Source organism: Micromonospora sp. NPDC048930 (assembly GCF_043197935.1).
In the GTDB taxonomy this organism is placed as follows: Bacteria; Actinomycetota; Actinomycetes; order Mycobacteriales; family Micromonosporaceae; genus Micromonospora.
The window spans coordinates 397,821-415,026 of the sequence record NZ_JBICUB010000003.1; the positions used below are offsets into that span (position 1 = coordinate 397,821).

Here is a 17,206-nt window from a genome sequence, read left to right on the forward strand (position 1 = left end):
TCATCCCTCGTGGAGACCGTCGGCGAGCCGCCGTCCGCCGCACCGGACCGATCCCGCTGGGGCCGGCTGCACGTGCTCGACTGGATCGCGATCGGGCTCGCGGTGATCGGCGTGGGCTGTGTCCTCACCGGACTCCTCCCCCGCGCCGACGCCGAGGCCACCGTACGCCGGATCATCCCGATCCTGATCTTCCTCGGCACGGTGGTGGTGCTGGCCGAGCTGACCGCGGTGGCCGGGGTCTTCGACGCCCTCGCGGCGCGGGTGGCGATCACCGCGCGGGGCAACTTCCGGGCGCTGTTCTGGCTCTGCGTCGGGTTCGCCTCGGTCACCACCATCGCGCTCAACCTGGACACCACGGCGGTGCTGCTCACCCCGGTGATGATCGCGCTGGCCCGCAAGCTCGGGGTGCCGCCGACACCGCTGGCGATGACCACGGTCTGGCTGGCCAACACGGCCAGCCTGCTGCTGCCGGTGTCCAACCTGACCAACATCCTGGCCAGCGACCGGATCGGCCTCGATCCGGTGCCGTGGGCGGCCCGGCTGTGGTGGCCGCAACTGGTCGCCATCGTGATCACCATGCTGCTGCTCTGGTGGTGGTACTGGCGGCCGGCGCGGGCCGGCGCCGACCCGTTCGTCCCGCCGCCGCCGCACGTGCCGCCGGACCCGGTGCTGTACCGCACCGCGCTGGCCGCGTGCCTGCTCTTCGTGGCCGGGATCCTGGTCGGCGTCGAGATCGGACTCGCCTCCGGGGTGGCCGCCGCGATCCTGGTCGCCGGGTTCGCCGTCCGCGCCCGGGGCAGCCTGAAGCTCAAGCTGATCCCGTGGCGGCTGCTGGTCTTCGTGACCGGGCTGTTCCTGGTGGTGCAGACCATCGGCCGGCACGGCCTGGACACCGTGATGGGCACGCTGATCGGTTCCGACCCGGGCGCCGAGGGCGCGCTGCGGGCCGGCGCCGTCGGCGCGCTCTTCGCCAACGTGGTCAACAACCTGCCCGCGTACGTCGCCGGCGAGGCGGTCATCGCCACCGACCACCACACGCAACTGCTCGCCCTGCTGGTCGGCACGAACGTCGGCCCGCTCGCCACGCCGTGGGCGTCGCTGGCGACGCTCATCTGGTACGAGCGCTGCCGGGCCGCCGGGGTGTCGGTGCCGCTGGGCCGGTTCGTCGCCACCAGCGCCGCGCTCGCCGCCCTGGGCACCACGGCCACGGTCGCCGCCCTGCTGGTGAGCTCGTGAGCCCCGGCGTCACGGTCGTTCACGCCTGCCAGCGCGCCGGGCGGGGCGGCAGCCCGACCGCCGTGGTGGAGGAGGCGTCCTGGAGCGACGCGGAGCGTCGCGCGGTGCCGGTGGCGGCGGGCACGTCGCACGCGGTGTTCGTCGACGCCTCGCAACACGGGGTGGTGGCATTGCGCTTCTTCACCTCCACCGGGGAGTTGCCGGCCTGCGGGCACGGCACGGTGGCCGCGCTGGCGGTGCTCGCCGAGCGCGCCGGCACCGTGGAGTACGAGACGCTCCTGCGGTCGGGTGGCCGGACCTTCCCCGGCCGGGCCACCGGGAGCGGCGGCCGGTACGAGGCCGACTTCGATCCCGGACCGGTCGAGTTGCGCGTCCCCACCCCGGCGGAGACCGGACCGGTCCTGGCCGCCCTGGGCATCCGGCCCGAGGCGCCGTCCCGGGTCGCCTCGGTGGGCCGGCCGCGGCTGCTGGTGCAGGTCCCGGACCGCCTGGTCCTGGCCGGACTGGCCCCCGACCTGGCCCGGCTCGGGGCGGCCTGCGACCGGCTGGGTCTGCTGGGCTGCTACGTCTACCACCCGCCGGGCGCGGACGGCCGCGCCGCGGCGCGGATGTTCGCCCCCTCGATCGGGGTGCCCGAGGACATCGCCAACGCCAACAGCACCGCCTGCCTGGCCGCGCACCTGGCCGATCAGGGCGTGCCCGCGCTGGCGGTCGACATGGGCGACGCGCTCGGCGAACCGTCGACCGTGCTCGCCCGCACCCGGCCCGGCCCGGCCGGGCCGTTGGTCCGGGTCGGCGGCGTCGCGACGATCAAGGGCAGCCGTTCCCCGGACTGAGCCGGGCTACCCCTCGGGCTGTTCCGGCACGACACCCGCGTACCGGGCGCGCATCACCTCGCCGGCGGCGGGGCCGGCGGCGAAGACGAACCGTTCCGGGTCCAGCGGTCGGCCGGTGGCCCGGTCCACCACGACCGGCTCGACCTCGGCGCCGGTCTCCCGGTCGACGAGGATCATGCTGCGCCGCTCGGGCGCGAGCCGGGAGTTGCCCCAGGCGGCGAGCGCGACGATCACCGGTCGCAGGCTGCGGCCCAGCTCCGTGAGCACGTACTCGTAGCGGTCGGGGTGCGTCTGGTAGCGGCGGCGCTCCAGCAGCCCGTTGGCGGTGAGGGTGCGGAGCCGGCTGGTCAGCATGCTGGAGGAGATCTTCAGGTTCTCCTGGAACTGGTCGAACCGGGTGTACCCGTCGAACGCGTCGTGCAGGATCAGGAGGGTCCACCACTCGCCCACCACGCCGAGCGTCGCCGAGAGCGGGCACTCGCGGTCCTCGAGGCGGATCTTCCCTGCCATGCGTGCTCCTCGCCGAGTGGGTGCTAAGGTCGCAGTGACTCACTTCTAGTTCAGCAGTTACACGATACGACGCCGCCGCGCGTCCGTCCCGTGCTGCCCGAGGAGAGGACGTGTGATGCCGCAGACCCTGCCCGACCGGGACTCGCTGGCCGGCCGACGGGCCCTGGTCACCGGCGGTACGAAGGGCGCCGGGGCGGCGATCGCCGACCGGCTGCGGGAGGCGGGCGCGACGGTCTGGGTCACCGCCCGCAACGAGCCGCCCGGCTACCCGTACCCCGACCTGTTCATCGGCGCCGACACCGCGTCGGTCGGCGGCGCGGAGACGGTGGCCGACCGGCTGTCCGGGGTCGGCGGCGTGGACATCCTGGTGCACGTGGTGGGCGGCTCGCACGCGCCGGGCGGCGGGTTCGCCGCCCTCGACGAGGCGACCTGGCTCGAGGAACTCAACCTCAACCTGCTCGGGGCCGTCCGGCTGGACCGCCGGCTGGTCCCCGCCATGATCGAGTCGGGGCGCGGCGCCATCGTGCACGTCTCCTCGATCCAGCGGCGCAAACCGCTGTACGAGGCCACCCTGGCGTACGCCGCCGCGAAGTCGGCGCTGACCACCTACAGCAAGGGACTCGCCAACGAACTCGCCCCGCTCGGCATCCGGGTCAACAGCGTGGCCCCGGGCTTCATCCAGACCTCGGCGGCCGACGCGCTGATCGACCGGCTCGCCGAGGCGTCGGGGGTCGACCGCGACGCCGCGCTCGGCCAACTGATGGCCAGCCTCGGCGGCATCCCGCTCGGCCGCCCCGCGTATCCGGCCGAGGTGGCGGACCTGGTCGCCTTCCTCGTCTCGGATCGCGCCTCGGCGATCGTCGGCGCCGAGCACGTCATCGACGGCGGCACCATCCCGACGGTCTGACCCGCCCTGACCAGCAAGGAGCAACCCGTGACCACCCCTCCCCCGATCATCCGCCGCTACTTCGCGCTGGCCGGCCAGCCCGACAAGGACCCCTACCTCGCCCTCTTCGCCGACGACGCCGTGGTCGAGGACGAGGGGAGGACCCACCGGGGCATCGCGGAGATCCGCGCCTGGCGCCGCGAGACACCGCTGGTCTCGTACGAGATCACCGACGTCGAGGACACCCCGGCCGGCACGGTGGTGACCGCCACCATCAGCGGTGACTTTCCCGGCAGCCCGTTCCCCGGCCTGCGGTTCCGGTTCGTGGACTACGACGAGACCCACATCCGCCGGTTGCGCATCGCTCCCTGATCTCCGCGCGGTCAGCGCGCCCGGCGGGACAGCCGGCGGACGACGTACACCAGCGCGCTGGCGGCGAAGAGGGCCGCGCTGACCGCCAGCCACTGGCCGACCCGCGCCCGGGGCGCCATGCCGGTCGCCGACGCGTACGTGCCGTCGCCGAGGCCGAGGATCCCGGGCAGGTAGACCAGCAGGAGCAACCCGGCACCGAGCGCCGGGACCCGCAGGTGGTTCAGCACCGACGGGCTGCCGCCGCGCCCCCACCCGGCGCGCAGCGCCCGGTCGACCGCCGCGTACGCCGGGAAGAGGACCAGGTCGTGCGCGACCGCCGCGCCCACGAACCACAGCAGCATCCGCCCGGCCGTCGGCTCGCCGGCCAGCCGCAGCGCGATCCACCCGGTCACCGCGAAGCAGCCCAGCAGGAGCAGCAGGTGCCAGGGCGCCGCGCCGTACGCCCGCCGGAACTCACCCATCGAACGCGATCTCCTCGACCCACTTGGTGCAGTGCACCCCGGGCAGCGCGGGCACGATGATCCGCGCCGGGTAGCCGTGGTCCGGGCTGAGGTCGACGCCGTTGACCCGCAGGGCGAGCAGCGCGTCGGGGTCGGTCACCTGGTTGCCCTGGAGGGTCGCCTGGCGGAACAGGCCGCCGCGTTCCAGCGAGCGGACCCGGGCCGCCGCCGGTGCGCTCGCGCCGACCAGGGCGGCCAGGTCGCGCAGCCGCACCCCGGTCCAGGTCTGGGCGGTGGACCAGCCCTCCACGCAGGCGATCGGCAGGGTGGCCGTGTGCTGTGCCAGGGCGAGCAGCCGGGCCCGGTCCAGCGTGACGGTGCGGCCCCCGCCGCGCAGGGTCAGCCGCCAGCCCGGCCCGGTCTGTGCCGGGGTGACGCCGGCCGCGGCGACGCTGCGGTTGACCGGGAAACCGTTCGGCCCGTCGTCGATCCGCCGGCCGCGCGGCAGCAGCAGCGCGGTGCGCCGCAGCGCGTCGACGCTCTGCCCGACGGTCAGCGCCGCCAGCAGCAGCGCCCCGCCGCCGACCAGGGCCAGCACCCCGCGCCGGCTCATCGTCGCCGGCCCCGGCCGCCGGGCCACCAGGCCGTCCGGATCCGCCGGCTCCGGCCGGGTCCGGTCCAGCGGGGTACGCCCGAAGCCCGGCCCGCGCAGCGCGGTGACCAGCCGGGGCAGCTTGATCACCACGTGGGTGACCAGGGCGGCCGTGAAGATCCAGGCGCCATACCAGTGCGCGGTGTAGAAGTCGAAGCCGAACAGGTACGCGTACTGGATGTTGAGCAGGCCGGTCACGATCTGGAACAGGATGCCGCCGACCAGCAGCAGCAACGACAGCCGCTCCAGCACCTGGGCGGCCGACCGGGCCGGCGGCCAGTCGAAGAGCTTGGGCACCACCGACCAGAGCTTGCCGAGCACCACCGGCACCAGCACGATCCCCAGCGTCACGTGCAGCCCCTGGGTGACCCGGAACAGCCAGGCGGGCCGGGTCGGCCAGTCGAACACCGGAGGGTGCAGCCACCCCACGTCACCGGGGAACGCCTGGCCGAACCGGGGCCCGTAGGCGATCCAGTCGAGCAGCCCGGTGACGATCACCAGCGGCAGGGTGGCGAGCAGCACCACACCGAACACCGAGGTCAGCCAGGGTCCACGGACCGGGCTGCGCCAGGCGCGCGCCACCGCGTCGGCGCCCGGCGGACGGTGCCGGTCCAGCCCCCGCCACAGCCGGGCCGGGACGGCGGACGGCGGGCCGTCCGGACCGGCCGGTGACGGTGGGCTGGTGGGCACGGCTCTCCTCCCTGAGTTCTCCAGCCAGACGCTAAACGCCCCGGCCGCCGACCGGTCCGCTTTGCCGCATTACCGATCCCTTACCGGCGAGTGTTACGGAGTGCTGACGTCCGGCGTGAAGAGCCCGACCGGGGCACGGGTCTGCCCTAGCGTGGGCCACATGCGGGTACTGGTCACCGGCGCCGCCGGTTTCATCGGATCGCAGATCGCCGACCTGCTGGTCGCCGAGGGGCACGAACCGGTCTGCCTGGACGCGCTGCTGCCCCAGGCGCACGGCGGCGCGCTGCCCGAGTGGTCCCGGCGGCACGACCCGGTGGTCGGCGACGTCCGCGACGCGGTGCTGCTGGACCGCCTGCTGTCCGGGGTGGACGCGGTCTGCCACCAGGCGGCCATGGTGGGGCACGGGCTGGACCCGTCCGACGCGCCCCACTACGCCGGCCACAACGACCACGGCACGGCGGTGCTGCTCGCCGCGATGCACCGGGCCGGGGTGTCCCGGCTGGTGCTGGCCAGCTCGATGGTGGTCTACGGCGAGGGCCGTTACACCTGCCCCCGGCACGGGGTGGTCCGGCCCGCGCCGCGCCGCGCCGCCGACCTCGCCGCCGGCCGGTACGAGCCGACCTGCCCGGACTGCGGCGACACCCTCGCCTCCGCCCTGGTCCCCGAGGACGCCCCGCTGGAGCCGCGCAGCACGTACGCGGCCAGCAAATTGGCCCAGGAGCACTACGCCGCCGCCTGGGCCCGGCAGACCGGGGGCGGGGTGTGGGCGCTGCGCTACCACAACGTCTACGGGCCCCGGATGCCCCGCGACACCCCGTACGCCGGGGTCGCCTCGCTGTTCCGGTCCGCGCTCGCCGACGGGCGGGCGCCCCGGGTGTACGAGGACGGCCGGCAGCGCCGCGACTTCGTGCACGTCACCGACGTGGCGCGGGCCAACCTGCTGGCGCTCACCGCCCCCACCCCGGACGGCCTGGTCCCGGTCAACGTCTGCTCCGGCGAGCCGCACACCGTCGGGGACCTGGCGGTCGCCCTCGCGCGGGCGATGGGCGGCCCGGCGCCGGAGGTGGTCGGCGGGGCGCGGGCGGCCGACGTGCGGCACGTGGTGGCCGACCCCACCCGGGCCCGGGAACTGCTCGGCTTTACCGCCCGGGTCGGCTTCGTCGACGGGGTGACCGCCTTCGCCACCGACCCGCTGCGCGAACCCGCCGCCCTGGTCGGCTGACCGTGGCCGGCAGGCCCGGGTCCGCGTGCGCGGCCACGGCGGCCGGTCAGGAGACCGTGAACAGCAGGTGGTTCACGGCGAGGGCGGTGAGCGCCTGCCCGGCCAGCCACCAGCGGCGGGCCGGCGCCGGCAGGCGCGCGGCGGCGACCAGCAGCCACACCACGAACGGCAGCCAGATCCGCTCCACCTCGGCCTTGCTCATCCCGGACAGGTCGGCGGCGAGCACCGCCAGCGCGGCGGCAGCCGGCAGGAGCACGGTCGGCCCGAGCGCCACCACGGCAGCGGAACCGGACTCGCGCCAGGTGGCCCGGGCCGCGAGCGCCGTGCGGCGCAGCGCCGGCCCGAGCACCGGCCCGGCGGAGAGCAGCAGCGCCGCCAGGTTCGCCCAGACCCAGTAGCCGTACGGGCGGTCGGCCGCCCAGCCCTGGTAGTAGCGCTCGACGACCCGGCCGTACCCCTCCCACCAGCGGAAGCCGGCCAGCACGAAGAGCCCGGTCACGGCGGCGACGCCGGCCGCCCCGGCCAGCAGCGCGGCCAGACGGCGGTCCCGGCGCAGGGCCAGCACGGCCACCGCCGGCGCGGCGACGAGCAGGAACCCGTACGACAGGTGCAGCGCGAAGCCGAGCAGCAGCCCGCCGGCCAGCGCGACGACCGGCCCCCGGACGGCCAGCAGGCCGAGGCCGGCGGCGACCACGCCGGTGAAGATCGCGTCACCGGAGGCGCCCAGCCAGACCGCGCCGGGCAGCAGCACCAGGAACGGCAGCACCGCCCGGGCCGCGTCGGCGGCCCCCAGCGCCCGCAGGGTGACCGGGACCGACACCGCGGCGGTCGCCCCGACCATTACGCAGCACAGCGCCGCGGCGGTGCCGCCCCCCAGGCCGATTCGGTCCAGCCAGACGAAGACCAGCAGCGCCCCCGGCGGGTGGCCGGCGGTGTGGGTGGACCAGGAGTCGGGCTGGAAGTCGAGGATCCGGTCGGTGAAGCCGGCCAGCATCCGGGGGATGTCCGCCACCCCGGGCACCTCGTGCAGGTACTCCGCCTGCACGGTGAGCCGGCGGGTCAGCCCGGCCGACCAGCCGTCCACCAGCGCCAGGGACAGCGTCCAGGCCACCGCCGCCAGCCAGCCGGCGGCCAGCAGCCGCCCCCACCGGGCGGTCCGGGCCCAGGCCAGGCCCGGGCCGAGCACCGCCCCGGCGACCAGCACCGCCAGCGGGGTGCCCCAGCCGACGTGCGGCCGCCAGGTGGCGTAGAGCGGGGCGGCGTCGGCGTGCAGGCCCACGCCGCGCCGGTTGAGCACCACCCCGACCACGACCGCGGCGACCAGCAGCGCCGCCTCGACGGCCAGCACCAGCAGGTCGCCCCGGTCCCAGGGTGCGACCCGGGCCGGGCCGTGGGCGGTACGGAGCAGGGCGGGTGCGGGTCTCATGACGTCCGGACCGTACGGCGTCCACGCTCGTCCCGCCGGACGAACCGCCGACACGTCACCGGACGGTAAGAATCGGCTGGTCGGTAAGGGTTCCGTAAGCACGATCGGGGCGTACGCGGGCGCCTGGCGGCCTAGCGTCGGCGGCATGCCGACACAGATCGACGTGGTGCTGCCGTGCCTGGACGAGGCCGCCGCCCTGCCGGGCGTGCTGGCCGCGCTGCCGCCCGGTTACCGGGCGATCGTGGTGGACAACGGCTCCCGGGACGGCTCGCCGGAGGTGGCGGCCCGGCACGGCGCCCGGGTGGTGCGGGAGCCCCGCCGGGGCTACGGGGCGGCCGTGCACACGGGTATCGAGCACGCCGAGACGGACCTGGTCTGCGTACTCGACGCCGACGGCTCCTTCGACCCCGGTGAGCTGCCCGCCCTGGTCGCCCCGGTGGCTGACGGCACGGCCGACCTGTCAGTGGGCCGGCGCCGGCCGGTGCGGGCCGGGGTCTGGCCGTGGCACGCCCGGGCGGGCACCGCGCTGGTCGCCGCGCTGCTGCGGCAGCGGGGAGTGCCGCTGCGGGACCTCAGCCCGATCCGGGTGGCCCGGCGGGAGGCGCTGCTCGCCCTCGGGGTCACCGACCGGGCCTTCGGCTATCCGCTGGAGCTGATGATCCGGGCCGCGGCGGCCGGCTGGCGGATCCACGAGCGCGACGTCGCGTACGCCCCGCGCGCCGAGGGCACCCGGTCGAAGGTCTCCGGCTCGGTCCGTGGCACGCTCCGCGCCACCCGAGACTTCGTCGCCGTGCTGCGCCACGTGGACGGCCGGCGGTGACCGTCCTGCTGGTGGTGGCCAAGGCGCCGGTGGTCGGGGCGGTGAAGACCCGGCTCTGCCCGCCCGCCACCCCGGCGCAGGCGGCCCGGATCGCCGCCGCCGCGCTGCGCGACACCCTCGACGCCGTCGCCGCCACCCCGGGCGTCATCCCGGCGCTCGCGCTGGCCGGCCGGTTCGCCGACGCCGAGGACGGTGCGGACCTCGCCGCCACCGTGGCCGGCTGGCCGGTCCTGCCGCAGCGGGGCGACGACTTCGCCGCCCGGCTGGCGTACGCCCACGCCGACGTGGCGGCGGCGTACCCGGGACGGCCGGTGCTCCAGATCGGCATGGACACGCCGCAGGCGACCCCGGCGCGGCTGGCCGCGGCCGTACGCCGGCTCGGCGAGACCGACGCGGTGCTGGGCCCCGCCGCCGACGGCGGCTGGTGGGCGCTGGGCCTGCGCGACCCGCGGCACGCGGCGGCGCTGCGGGCGGTGCCGATGTCCACGCCCGCCACCGGGCGGCTCACCTGGGCGGCGCTGGCCGGGCGCGGCCTGCGGGTCGGCGCGCTGCCGGTGCTACGGGACGTGGACGGCTGGGCCGACGCCCTCGCGGTGGCCGGCCTGGTGCCCGACGGCCGGTTCGCCCGGGAGGTCGCCGCGCTGCGGCGCACCCTGGTGCCCGGGGGCCGGCGGTGACCGACGGGTTCGGCACCGCGCTGCGGGATCGGGAGGTCGGCGCGCACTGGCTCGTGCACACCGACGGGACGCGCCGCCGGCTGCCGGTGGAGCGGTGGCACGGGCCGGCCGAGCCGGCGACCGCGTGGGTGGTGGGCCGCTGTACCGGCCCGACGCTGGACCTGGGTTGCGGGCCGGGCCGGCTCACCCTGGCGCTCACCCGTGCCGGGCTCACCACCGTCGGCGTCGACGTCTCGCCCCGGGCGGTGGCCCTGACCCGGGCGCGCGGCGCGGTCGCCGTCCAGGCGGACCTGTTCGAGCCGCTGCCGGCGGAGGGCCGGTGGCGGCACGTGGTGCTGCTGGACGGCAACATCGGCATCGGCGGCGACCCGGCGCGGCTGCTGCGCCGGTGCGCGGGGCTGCTCCGCCCGGGCGGCAGCGTGCTGGTCGAGCTGGACCCGCCCGGCAGCGGCGCGTGGCAGGGACACGCGCACGTGATCTCCGGCCGGCACCGGGGGCCGAGCTTCCGCTGGGCCCGAGTGGACACCCGGGCGGCACCCGAGGTGGCGGCGGCGGCCGGCCTGGCCGTCCGCGAGGTCCACCCCGCCGGCCGGCGCTGGTTCGCCGAACTGGTCGCCGGGTAGCGGTCGGTCGCAGTGGGAGCCCGGCCGACGCGTCGACTGCGCCGGTCGGGTCCCGACGCGCAGGATCCCGCCCGGTCGCCGCCGGGACCGTCAGTCGTCGAGGCCGGCGAGGTCGAGCCGGGCCAGCCGCTCCGGGTCGGCGATCACGTCGATGGCGGCGATCCGCCCGTCGCTGACGGTGAAGGCCATCACGGACAGCGGCCGGCCGCCCGCGCTGACCAGGATGCCGGCCGCGCCGTTGACCAGCACCGGGCGGGCGAACGGGGAGAACCGCCCGAAGGTGGTGGCCTGCGCGGCCACGGTCCGCGCGCCGGCGAGCACGGTGGTGTGCCGGGCGCGGGTGGCGCCGCCGTCGGCGCGAAGCACCACGTCGGGGTGCAGCATGGCGACCAGCCCGTCGAAGTCGCCGTCGCGGGCGGCGGCGAGGAACGCGCCGACCACCTCCCGCTGCCGGCTCAGGTCCGGGTCGGGCGCGGGGGCCCGGCCCTGCACCCGGCGGCGCGCCCGGCTGGCCAACTGCCGGGCGGCGGCCGGCGACCGGTCGATCATCTCGCCGATCTCGTCGAACGGCACGGCGAACATGTCGTGCAGCACGAAGGCGAGCCGCTCGGTCGGGGTCAGGGTGTCCAGCACCACCAGCATCGCCAGCCCGACCGAGTCGGCCAGGACGGCCGCGTACGCCGGGTCCTCGGTCTCCTCGGCGCGGACGACCGGGTCGGGCATCCGCACCTCGAGGGGCTCCTCCCGGCGGGTGTGCCGGGCCCGCAGCGTGTTCAGGCAGACCCGGGCGACCACCGTGGTGAGCCAGGCGGCGAGGTTGTCCACCCCGCTGGTGTCGGTACGGGCCAGCCGCAGCCACGCCTCCTGCACGGCGTCGTCGGCCTCGGCGTGGGAGCCGAGCATCCGGTAGGCCACCGCCCGCAGCTGCGGCCGCTGCTGCTCGAACCGCTCGGCCAGCCAGCTGTCCTCGCCCATGTCCGTTCCTTCCTCGCGGGTCCTACCGACCCGACCCGGGCCGAGCCGCCCGCGTGACGTCGTGTGACCCCGATCACTCCGGTCACACATCCGGTTCGGAGCGGGTCGAGCGGGTGGAACCACGACACCCTACGGAGGACGACATGACCGCACCCATCCTGGTCACCGGCGGCACCGGCACCCTCGGCCGGCTGGTCACCCCGCTGCTGCGCGACGCCGGGCACCCTGTGCGGGTGCTCAGCCGCCACGGCGGTCCCGCCGCCGACGGCGTCACGCACGTGACGGCGGACCTGCTCACCGGCGCGGGCGTCGAGTCCGCGGTACGCGGCGTGCGGACCGTCCTGCACCTCGCCGGCGGACCCAAGGGCGACGACCAGGCCACCCGCCACCTGGTCCGGGCCGCGCAGCAGGCCGGGGTACGCCACCTGGTCCACATCTCCGTCGTCGGCGCCGATCGGGTGCCGCTCGCCTGGCTGCGGTCCAAGCTGGACGCCGAGCGGGCGATCGCCGGGTCCGGCATCCCGTGGACGACCCTGCGCGCCGCGCAGTTCCACGACCTCGTGCTGACCATGGTGGAGAAGATGGCCAAGCTGCCCGTCGTGCCGGTGCCGGGCGGGCTCCGGCTCCAGCCGGTCGACGCCCGCGAGGTGGCGGCCCGGCTGGTGGAGCTGGCCCTCGGCGCGCCGGCCGGCCGGGTGCCCGACCTGGCCGGCCCGACCGTGTACGGGATGGGCGACCTGCTGCGCCGCTACCTGCGGGCGGTCGGCCGGCGGCGGCTGTTCCTGCCGGTCCGGATTCCCGGCAAGGCCGGGCGGGCGTACCGGAACGGCGACAACCTCACCCTCGACGGCGCCGACACCGGGGTACGGAGCTGGGAGGCCTTCCTCACCGAGCGGCTGCCGCACCACCGCCCAGCGCCCACCCGGCGGTGACCTCCGCGCCGCGCATCGAGGGCCCCGGCGTGGTGGTCAGCGGCCGTGGGTGGTCGCCGTTTCGCTGTGGTCTGCTGCCGGGCTGGTGGGGCGGGTGACTAGCGGCTGCCCGTGCCGGGTCCGGCTGCGGTGTCCTGCGGTTGCCCCACCTGCTGCGGAGGCGCCGATGGCGCCCGGGTCTGGCCGGTCTCAGGTGGGTCGATGGGCAGCGCCTCGAGCTGGAAGCGGCTCAGCAGGTCGGGCAGGAGGGTCGCGAGGGCGGTGGCGGTGTTCAGACGGTCGCCGCCGCCGTCATGCAGGAGCACGATGGAGTCCGGTCCGGTGCGGTGTGAGACGGTGGCGACGATGGCGGCCGCTGGCGGTTCTTCCCAGTCCCGGGGGTCCACTGCCCAGTGCAGGCCGGTCATGCCCAGGCTCTCGGCGACGGCGACGAGCTGTGGGGTCCAGTTCCCGCCGGGCTGCCGGAAGTACGGGATCGGGGCCTGCGGTGCGGCGGCGTGGATGGCCTGGCTGGTACGGAGCAGGTTGCTCTCGATGTCCTGACGTGGCCGGCTGCCGAGGTCGAGGTCCTCGTTCCAGGTGTGGTTGCACAACGTGTGACCGTCGGCCACGATCGTCCGCACGAGTTCCGGATATGCCTCGGCGTTCCTGCCGAGCAGGCAGAACGTCGCCTTGACGTGGTACTGGCGCAGCGTTTTCAGGACGAGCGGGGTCCACGTCGGATCGGGGCCGTCGTTGAAGGTCAGCGCCACGTGCGCCGAGCCGGTGGTCATCAGGACACCGGCGGGGACGGGGGATGCGGTGGCGGACGGTGTGTGGTCGGGCGGTGACGCGTGCGGCAGCAGGGGCCGGCCGATCAGATAGGCGCCACCGAGCGGCACCGCCAGGACCAGGGTGAGGACGGCTGTGGCGCGCAGCGCCCGAAACCTGCCCATCAGGCTGCCCTTCGGCTGCCCGCCGCCGGGGTCATGTCATAGCTGATCACTGTCGCTCCTTCTGCCAATGAGACAGGCGCCACGGTAGCCGCAGAGCGTCCCAATCCGGGCGTTTACTCTCAAATCCCTTCTATATTGAGTGTGGTCGCGGGAAACGGGGGACGTTCGCAGGCCCTCTGACCAGGCAAAATGCAAAAACTGCACGCTGAGACCGTGCCAATCAGGACAGTTCGGCGCGGGCCGGCTGCGGCCGCCTGCCGTTCCGCGCGCCGCCAGGACACCACCACCAAGAGCATCAGCGGACCGTCCAACCAGGCCGCCCTCGGCGGGCCGCCGTCGGCGGGCCGGGCCCGCCGAGCCGCCGTCCATAATCACCCTGATCCATCACACAAATCCCACCTGTTCCCCTTTGTGCGGTGTTAGCTTTGCCTCCAGTTCATCTCGACCCAAACAGGTCGAATCGCAACAATTCGGACATTAGGCACTAAATGGCTCGACGCTGCTCGGGCACGGGGGAAGAGGAGCTGATGAGAGGTACATCGAATGTCACTGCCGGTGGTCCGCGGGAGATCGACTTCGGGCCACGGAATTGCCTCACGACGTCCCCCGGGGAGGGAATCCGGTGACCTTGAACCGGGACATCGACACGCACGTCCCCAACCAGCCGTCCGAGCCGCTCCGCACCGTGCCGCCCGGGCAGGGTGACCGGGTACTGAGCATCCTGCGGATGCGGGAGCGGTCCGAGGGCAACGCCGGAGAGGTGAGCGCACGTCCGCCCCAGCGGGAGACCGTGAGTGTGGTCATTCCCACGCTCAATGAGGAGAAGAACATCGCGTGGGTGCTCGAGCGCATGCCGCCGATCGTCGATGAGGTGGTTCTCGTCGACGGGCACTCGTCTGACCGCACGGTCGAGGTCGCCCGCGCCATCCGGCCCGACATCGTGGTGCTGACCCAGCACTGCCGGGGCAAGGGCGACGCGGCGCGAGTGGCGTTCGCCGCGGCCACCGGTGACCTGATCGTGATGATCGACGCCGACGGCAGCATGGATCCCCACGAGATCCACCGCTTCGTCACCCCGCTCATGAACGGGTACGACTTCGTCAAGGGCTCCCGGTTCCTGGCCGGCGGCGGATCGACCGACCTGACTCCGCTGCGCCGCACCGGGAACAGCGTGCTGGTGCGGCTGACCAACAGCTTCTTCCTCGTCCGCTTCACCGACCTGTGCTACGGCTTCCTGTCGTTCCGCCGCGACTGCCTGCCGGCGCTCGCCCTGACCGCGCACGGCTTCGAGATCGAGACCGAGCTCGTGGTCCACGCGCTGAAGGCGAACCTGCGCATCGCCGAGGTACCGAGCAACGAACTCCCCCGCCGCTGCGGCACCTCCAACCTGCACACCTTCCGGGACGGTCAGCGGGTGCTCCGGACCCTGATCCGGGAGCGGGTCGTACGGCACCCCCGACCGGTGGTGGACCCGATCGACCAGCGCGTGCTGCAGCGGTGGCAGTCCCCCGCCGCCGAGCCGACCAACCCGGCGCTGAGCGAGGTGCCCCGATGATGCCGCGTTCCCTGCGGCGTGCCCGGGTGGCAGGCGGCTGTTACGCCCTCGCCCTGCTGCTGGGCGTGCTGTTCGGCGCCACACCCGTGGCCGGCGGGCACACCACACCGGCCCGGGCCGCCACCGGCGACATCGGCCACGTCGGTCCGTCCACCTCGGGCGACGGCTCGGCGGCGACCGGTGAGAAGCCGGAGAGCAAGCTGTGGTGGAACGACGGCGCCTGGTGGGCGGTGCTCTTCCACACCAGCAGCCAGACCCACCACATCTTCCGGCTGAACCGCGCCACGCAGCAGTGGGTCGACACCGGGACCATCGTCGACAACCGGCCGAAGACCCGGTCCGACGCGCTGTGGGACGGCACCCGGCTCTACGTCTCCTCGCACGTCCGGGCCAGCTCCTCCTCGGGCGCGGCATCCGGAAACCCGGCCCGGCTCTACCGCTTCAGCTACGACGCCGCGACGAAGACCTACACCCGCGACGCCGGCTTCCCGGCCCAGATCACCAGCTACTCCAGCGAGACCCTCACCATCGACAAGGACTCGACTGGCGTGCTCTGGGCGACCTGGACGCAGGGCTCGAAGGTCTACGTGAACAGCACCACGGGCGGGGACGCGGTCTGGGGCACTCCGTTCGTGCTTCCGGTCACCGCCGCCACCGGTCTGGACAGCGACGACATCTCGTCGGTGGTGAGCTTCGGCGGCGCGCGGACGGGCGTGATGTGGAGCAACCAGGTGGCGTCCGCGGTGTACTTCGCCGAGCACGTCGACGGCGCGTCGCGCTCCACCTGGGCCGTCACGCGTACGGCGGTTCAGGGCCCGAACAGCGCCGACGACCACATCAACGTCAAGTCGCTCCAGGCCGACGCCTCCGGACGGGTCTACGCGGTCATCAAGACCAGCCTCGACGACGCGGGGGCCACGTCCTCGGCACCCTTGATCATGCTCCTCGCCCGGGACCCGGCGACCGGGGCCTGGTCCAGCTACCGGGTCGGGCAGATCAAGGACTGCCACACCCGGCCGGTCCTGCTGATCGACTCCGAACACCAGACGCTGTACGTCTTCATGACCGCGCCGGACAGCGGGTGTCCCTACACGGGCTACCCGGGAACAATCTTCATGAAGAGTTCACCCATGAGCAGCATCGCCTTCCCCGACGGCCGCGGCACCCCGATCATCCGGGACGCCCTCTCGCCGAACATGAACAACGTGACGACCACCAAGCAGAACGTCACCAGTGCCACCGGCATGGTGGTGATGGCCAGCAACGACGTCACCCAGCGCTACTGGCACGCCGACCTCCCGCTGGGCTCGTCGTGAGCGCCGGGACCAGCCTCGAGCCCCGCGTCGGGCCGTCACTCGACGGCCCGACGCGGGTGACGAGTCCCGCGCCGGTCGACGCGTGGGAGCAGGTGGTCGCCTCCGCGCCGAACGCCCTGCCCAGCCAGACGCCCACCTGGCTGCGCTGCGTCTGCCTGGTCGAAGGCTACGAGGACGTCTCGCGGCTCTACGAGACCGCCGACGGGAGGCGGCTCGTCCTTCCGCTCGTCCGCCGCCCGGGGATCGGTCCGATCCTCGCGACGGACTTCGGCCTCCCCGTCGGCTGGGGACCGGGCGGGCTGGTCTGCGAGGGCGGGGAGCTGCGCCCGGAGGACGTCCGCCTGGTGGTCACCGACCTGGCGCGGCGGCACGTGCTGAGCACCCTCGTCCGCCCCGATCCGGCCACGGCCGCCACCTGGGACGCGGAGGTGCCGGCGAGCGTGCTGCGCGAGGAGCGGATGACGCAGACAGTCTTTCTCGACGGCGGCTTCGACGAGGTCTGGCGCAAGCGGTTCCGCAGCGACACCCGCAACCGGATCCGGCGCGCGGAGCGGGCCGGCGTGGTCGTCGAGCGCGACGACACCGGCCGCCTGGTCTCGGTCTTCCACCAGCTCTACGGCGAGTCCGTCGACCGCTGGGCGCGGCGGGACCGCCTCCCGCTCCCGCTCGCCCGGCGGCTGGCGGCCCGACGGGAGCCGCACCGGAAGCTGCGCACCGTCGCGGCCATGCTCGGCTCCCGGTGCCGGATATACGCCGCGTACCACGAGGGACGACCGGTCGCCGCGATCGTCGTGCTGCTCGGGGCGAGGACGGCGATGTACTGGCGCGGCGCGATGCTGGAGAAGCTCGCCGGCCCGGTCTACGCCAACTACCTGCTGCACAAGACGGCGATCGCGGACGCGATCGCGGCCGGGTGCACGGTCTACAACATGGGCGACTCGGCCCGGGTCTCCTCGTTGGAGATGTTCAAGAGCCGCTTCGGCGCCGTCAGCCAGGACTACGCCAGCTACCGGATCGAGCGGGTGCCGATCACCCCGCTGGTCCAGCGCGCCCGCGGCGGTGTTCGGCGGATCCTGGCGCTCCGGCCGGGACGGGAGTAGTGC

General features: G+C 74.6%; 18 protein-coding genes. 12 read left to right on the forward strand and 6 right to left on the reverse strand.

Features of this window, described 5'->3' with window-relative positions:
• Positions 1-9 precede the first annotated feature (9 nt).
• Together ACGFI9_RS10620 and ACGFI9_RS10625 are read left to right on the forward strand one after the other, a co-directional pair.
• Positions 10-1,236 carry an SLC13 family permease gene (locus tag ACGFI9_RS10620; RefSeq protein ID WP_393177314.1) on the forward strand — a complete coding sequence of 409 codons (1,227 nt, stop codon included), beginning with the start codon at positions 10-12 and terminating at the stop codon, positions 1,234-1,236.
• A complete protein-coding gene (locus tag ACGFI9_RS10625) occupies positions 1,233-2,072 on the forward strand; it encodes a PhzF family phenazine biosynthesis protein (protein ID WP_393177316.1) in 840 nt (279 codons plus the stop codon). The genes ACGFI9_RS10620 and ACGFI9_RS10625 overlap by 4 nt, the downstream gene beginning before the upstream one ends.
• Positions 2,073-2,078: 6 nt before the next feature.
• Here the strand turns inward: ACGFI9_RS10625 and ACGFI9_RS10630 are convergent, their stop codons facing one another.
• Positions 2,079-2,582, reverse strand: coding sequence for a winged helix-turn-helix transcriptional regulator (locus ACGFI9_RS10630; RefSeq protein ID WP_393177318.1), 504 nt, complete (start codon positions 2,580-2,582; stop codon positions 2,079-2,081).
• A gap of 115 nt (positions 2,583-2,697) precedes the next feature.
• Here ACGFI9_RS10630 and ACGFI9_RS10635 point away from each other — a divergent pair, with 115 nt between their 5' ends.
• Positions 2,698-3,489, forward strand: a complete 792-nt coding sequence (locus ACGFI9_RS10635; RefSeq protein ID WP_393177320.1) for an SDR family oxidoreductase — start codon at positions 2,698-2,700, stop codon at positions 3,487-3,489.
• Between the two features lie 27 nt (positions 3,490-3,516).
• Entirely contained in the window at positions 3,517-3,840 is a 324-nt protein-coding gene (locus ACGFI9_RS10640; protein WP_393177322.1) for a nuclear transport factor 2 family protein, read from the forward strand.
• A gap of 11 nt (positions 3,841-3,851) precedes the next feature.
• On the opposite strand, the gene ACGFI9_RS10645 is transcribed toward ACGFI9_RS10640, so the two are convergent.
• Both ACGFI9_RS10645 and ACGFI9_RS10650 read right to left on the reverse strand, forming a co-directional pair.
• Positions 3,852-4,301 (reverse strand): hypothetical protein, encoded by a 450-nt coding sequence (locus tag ACGFI9_RS10645; protein WP_393177324.1) that lies wholly within the window; start codon positions 4,299-4,301, stop codon positions 3,852-3,854.
• The gene (locus tag ACGFI9_RS10650; RefSeq protein ID WP_393177326.1) at positions 4,294-5,622 is read right to left on the reverse strand and encodes a molybdopterin-dependent oxidoreductase; all 1,329 of its coding nucleotides are present in this window, start codon (positions 5,620-5,622) and stop codon (positions 4,294-4,296) included. The genes ACGFI9_RS10645 and ACGFI9_RS10650 overlap by 8 nt, the downstream gene beginning before the upstream one ends.
• A 160-nt stretch (positions 5,623-5,782) precedes the next feature.
• Here ACGFI9_RS10650 and ACGFI9_RS10655 point away from each other — a divergent pair, with 160 nt between their 5' ends.
• Positions 5,783-6,844: an NAD-dependent epimerase/dehydratase family protein gene (locus ACGFI9_RS10655; protein WP_393177328.1), complete on the forward strand. Its 1,062-nt coding sequence runs from the start codon at positions 5,783-5,785 to the stop codon at positions 6,842-6,844.
• A gap of 46 nt (positions 6,845-6,890) precedes the next feature.
• Here ACGFI9_RS10655 and ACGFI9_RS10660 read toward each other — a convergent pair whose 3' ends face one another.
• Complete coding sequence (locus ACGFI9_RS10660; protein WP_393177330.1) at positions 6,891-8,270, reverse strand: hypothetical protein; 1,380 nt, start codon at positions 8,268-8,270, stop codon at positions 6,891-6,893.
• A 145-nt stretch (positions 8,271-8,415) separates the two neighbouring features.
• Between ACGFI9_RS10660 and ACGFI9_RS10665 the strand changes: the two genes are divergently transcribed.
• The 3 genes from ACGFI9_RS10665 to ACGFI9_RS10675 are packed head-to-tail and all read left to right on the forward strand — an operon-like array spanning position 8,416 to position 10,390.
• Entirely contained in the window at positions 8,416-9,090 is a 675-nt protein-coding gene (locus tag ACGFI9_RS10665; protein ID WP_393177332.1) for a glycosyltransferase family 2 protein, read from the forward strand.
• Positions 9,087-9,767, forward strand: coding sequence for a DUF2064 domain-containing protein (locus ACGFI9_RS10670; RefSeq protein ID WP_393177334.1), 681 nt, complete (start codon positions 9,087-9,089; stop codon positions 9,765-9,767). The genes ACGFI9_RS10665 and ACGFI9_RS10670 overlap by 4 nt, the downstream gene beginning before the upstream one ends.
• Positions 9,764-10,390, forward strand: coding sequence for a class I SAM-dependent methyltransferase (locus ACGFI9_RS10675; RefSeq protein WP_393177336.1), 627 nt, complete (start codon positions 9,764-9,766; stop codon positions 10,388-10,390). The genes ACGFI9_RS10670 and ACGFI9_RS10675 overlap by 4 nt, the downstream gene beginning before the upstream one ends.
• A 90-nt stretch (positions 10,391-10,480) precedes the next feature.
• On the opposite strand, the gene sigJ is transcribed toward ACGFI9_RS10675, so the two are convergent.
• Positions 10,481-11,365 carry an RNA polymerase sigma factor SigJ gene (sigJ, locus tag ACGFI9_RS10680; protein ID WP_393177338.1) on the reverse strand — a complete coding sequence of 295 codons (885 nt, stop codon included), beginning with the start codon at positions 11,363-11,365 and terminating at the stop codon, positions 10,481-10,483.
• 143 nt (positions 11,366-11,508) lie between these two features.
• Here sigJ and ACGFI9_RS10685 point away from each other — a divergent pair, with 143 nt between their 5' ends.
• Positions 11,509-12,297, forward strand: a complete 789-nt coding sequence (locus ACGFI9_RS10685) for an SDR family oxidoreductase (protein ID WP_393177340.1) — start codon at positions 11,509-11,511, stop codon at positions 12,295-12,297.
• Positions 12,298-12,395: 98 nt separating this feature from the next.
• Here ACGFI9_RS10685 and ACGFI9_RS10690 read toward each other — a convergent pair whose 3' ends face one another.
• A complete protein-coding gene (locus ACGFI9_RS10690; protein ID WP_393177342.1) occupies positions 12,396-13,232 on the reverse strand; it encodes a polysaccharide deacetylase family protein in 837 nt (278 codons plus the stop codon).
• A 622-nt stretch (positions 13,233-13,854) separates the two neighbouring features.
• Between ACGFI9_RS10690 and ACGFI9_RS10695 the strand changes: the two genes are divergently transcribed.
• From ACGFI9_RS10695 to ACGFI9_RS10705, 3 genes are read left to right on the forward strand one after another with little or no spacing between them, the layout of a single operon-like run.
• A complete protein-coding gene (locus ACGFI9_RS10695; protein WP_393177344.1) occupies positions 13,855-14,787 on the forward strand; it encodes a glycosyltransferase family 2 protein in 933 nt (310 codons plus the stop codon).
• Positions 14,784-16,103: a hypothetical protein gene (locus ACGFI9_RS10700; RefSeq protein ID WP_393177346.1), complete on the forward strand. Its 1,320-nt coding sequence runs from the start codon at positions 14,784-14,786 to the stop codon at positions 16,101-16,103. The genes ACGFI9_RS10695 and ACGFI9_RS10700 overlap by 4 nt, the downstream gene beginning before the upstream one ends.
• A gap of 56 nt (positions 16,104-16,159) precedes the next feature.
• Positions 16,160-17,203, forward strand: a complete 1,044-nt coding sequence (locus ACGFI9_RS10705; RefSeq protein WP_393177348.1) for a GNAT family N-acetyltransferase — start codon at positions 16,160-16,162, stop codon at positions 17,201-17,203.
• Positions 17,204-17,206 lie beyond the last annotated feature (3 nt).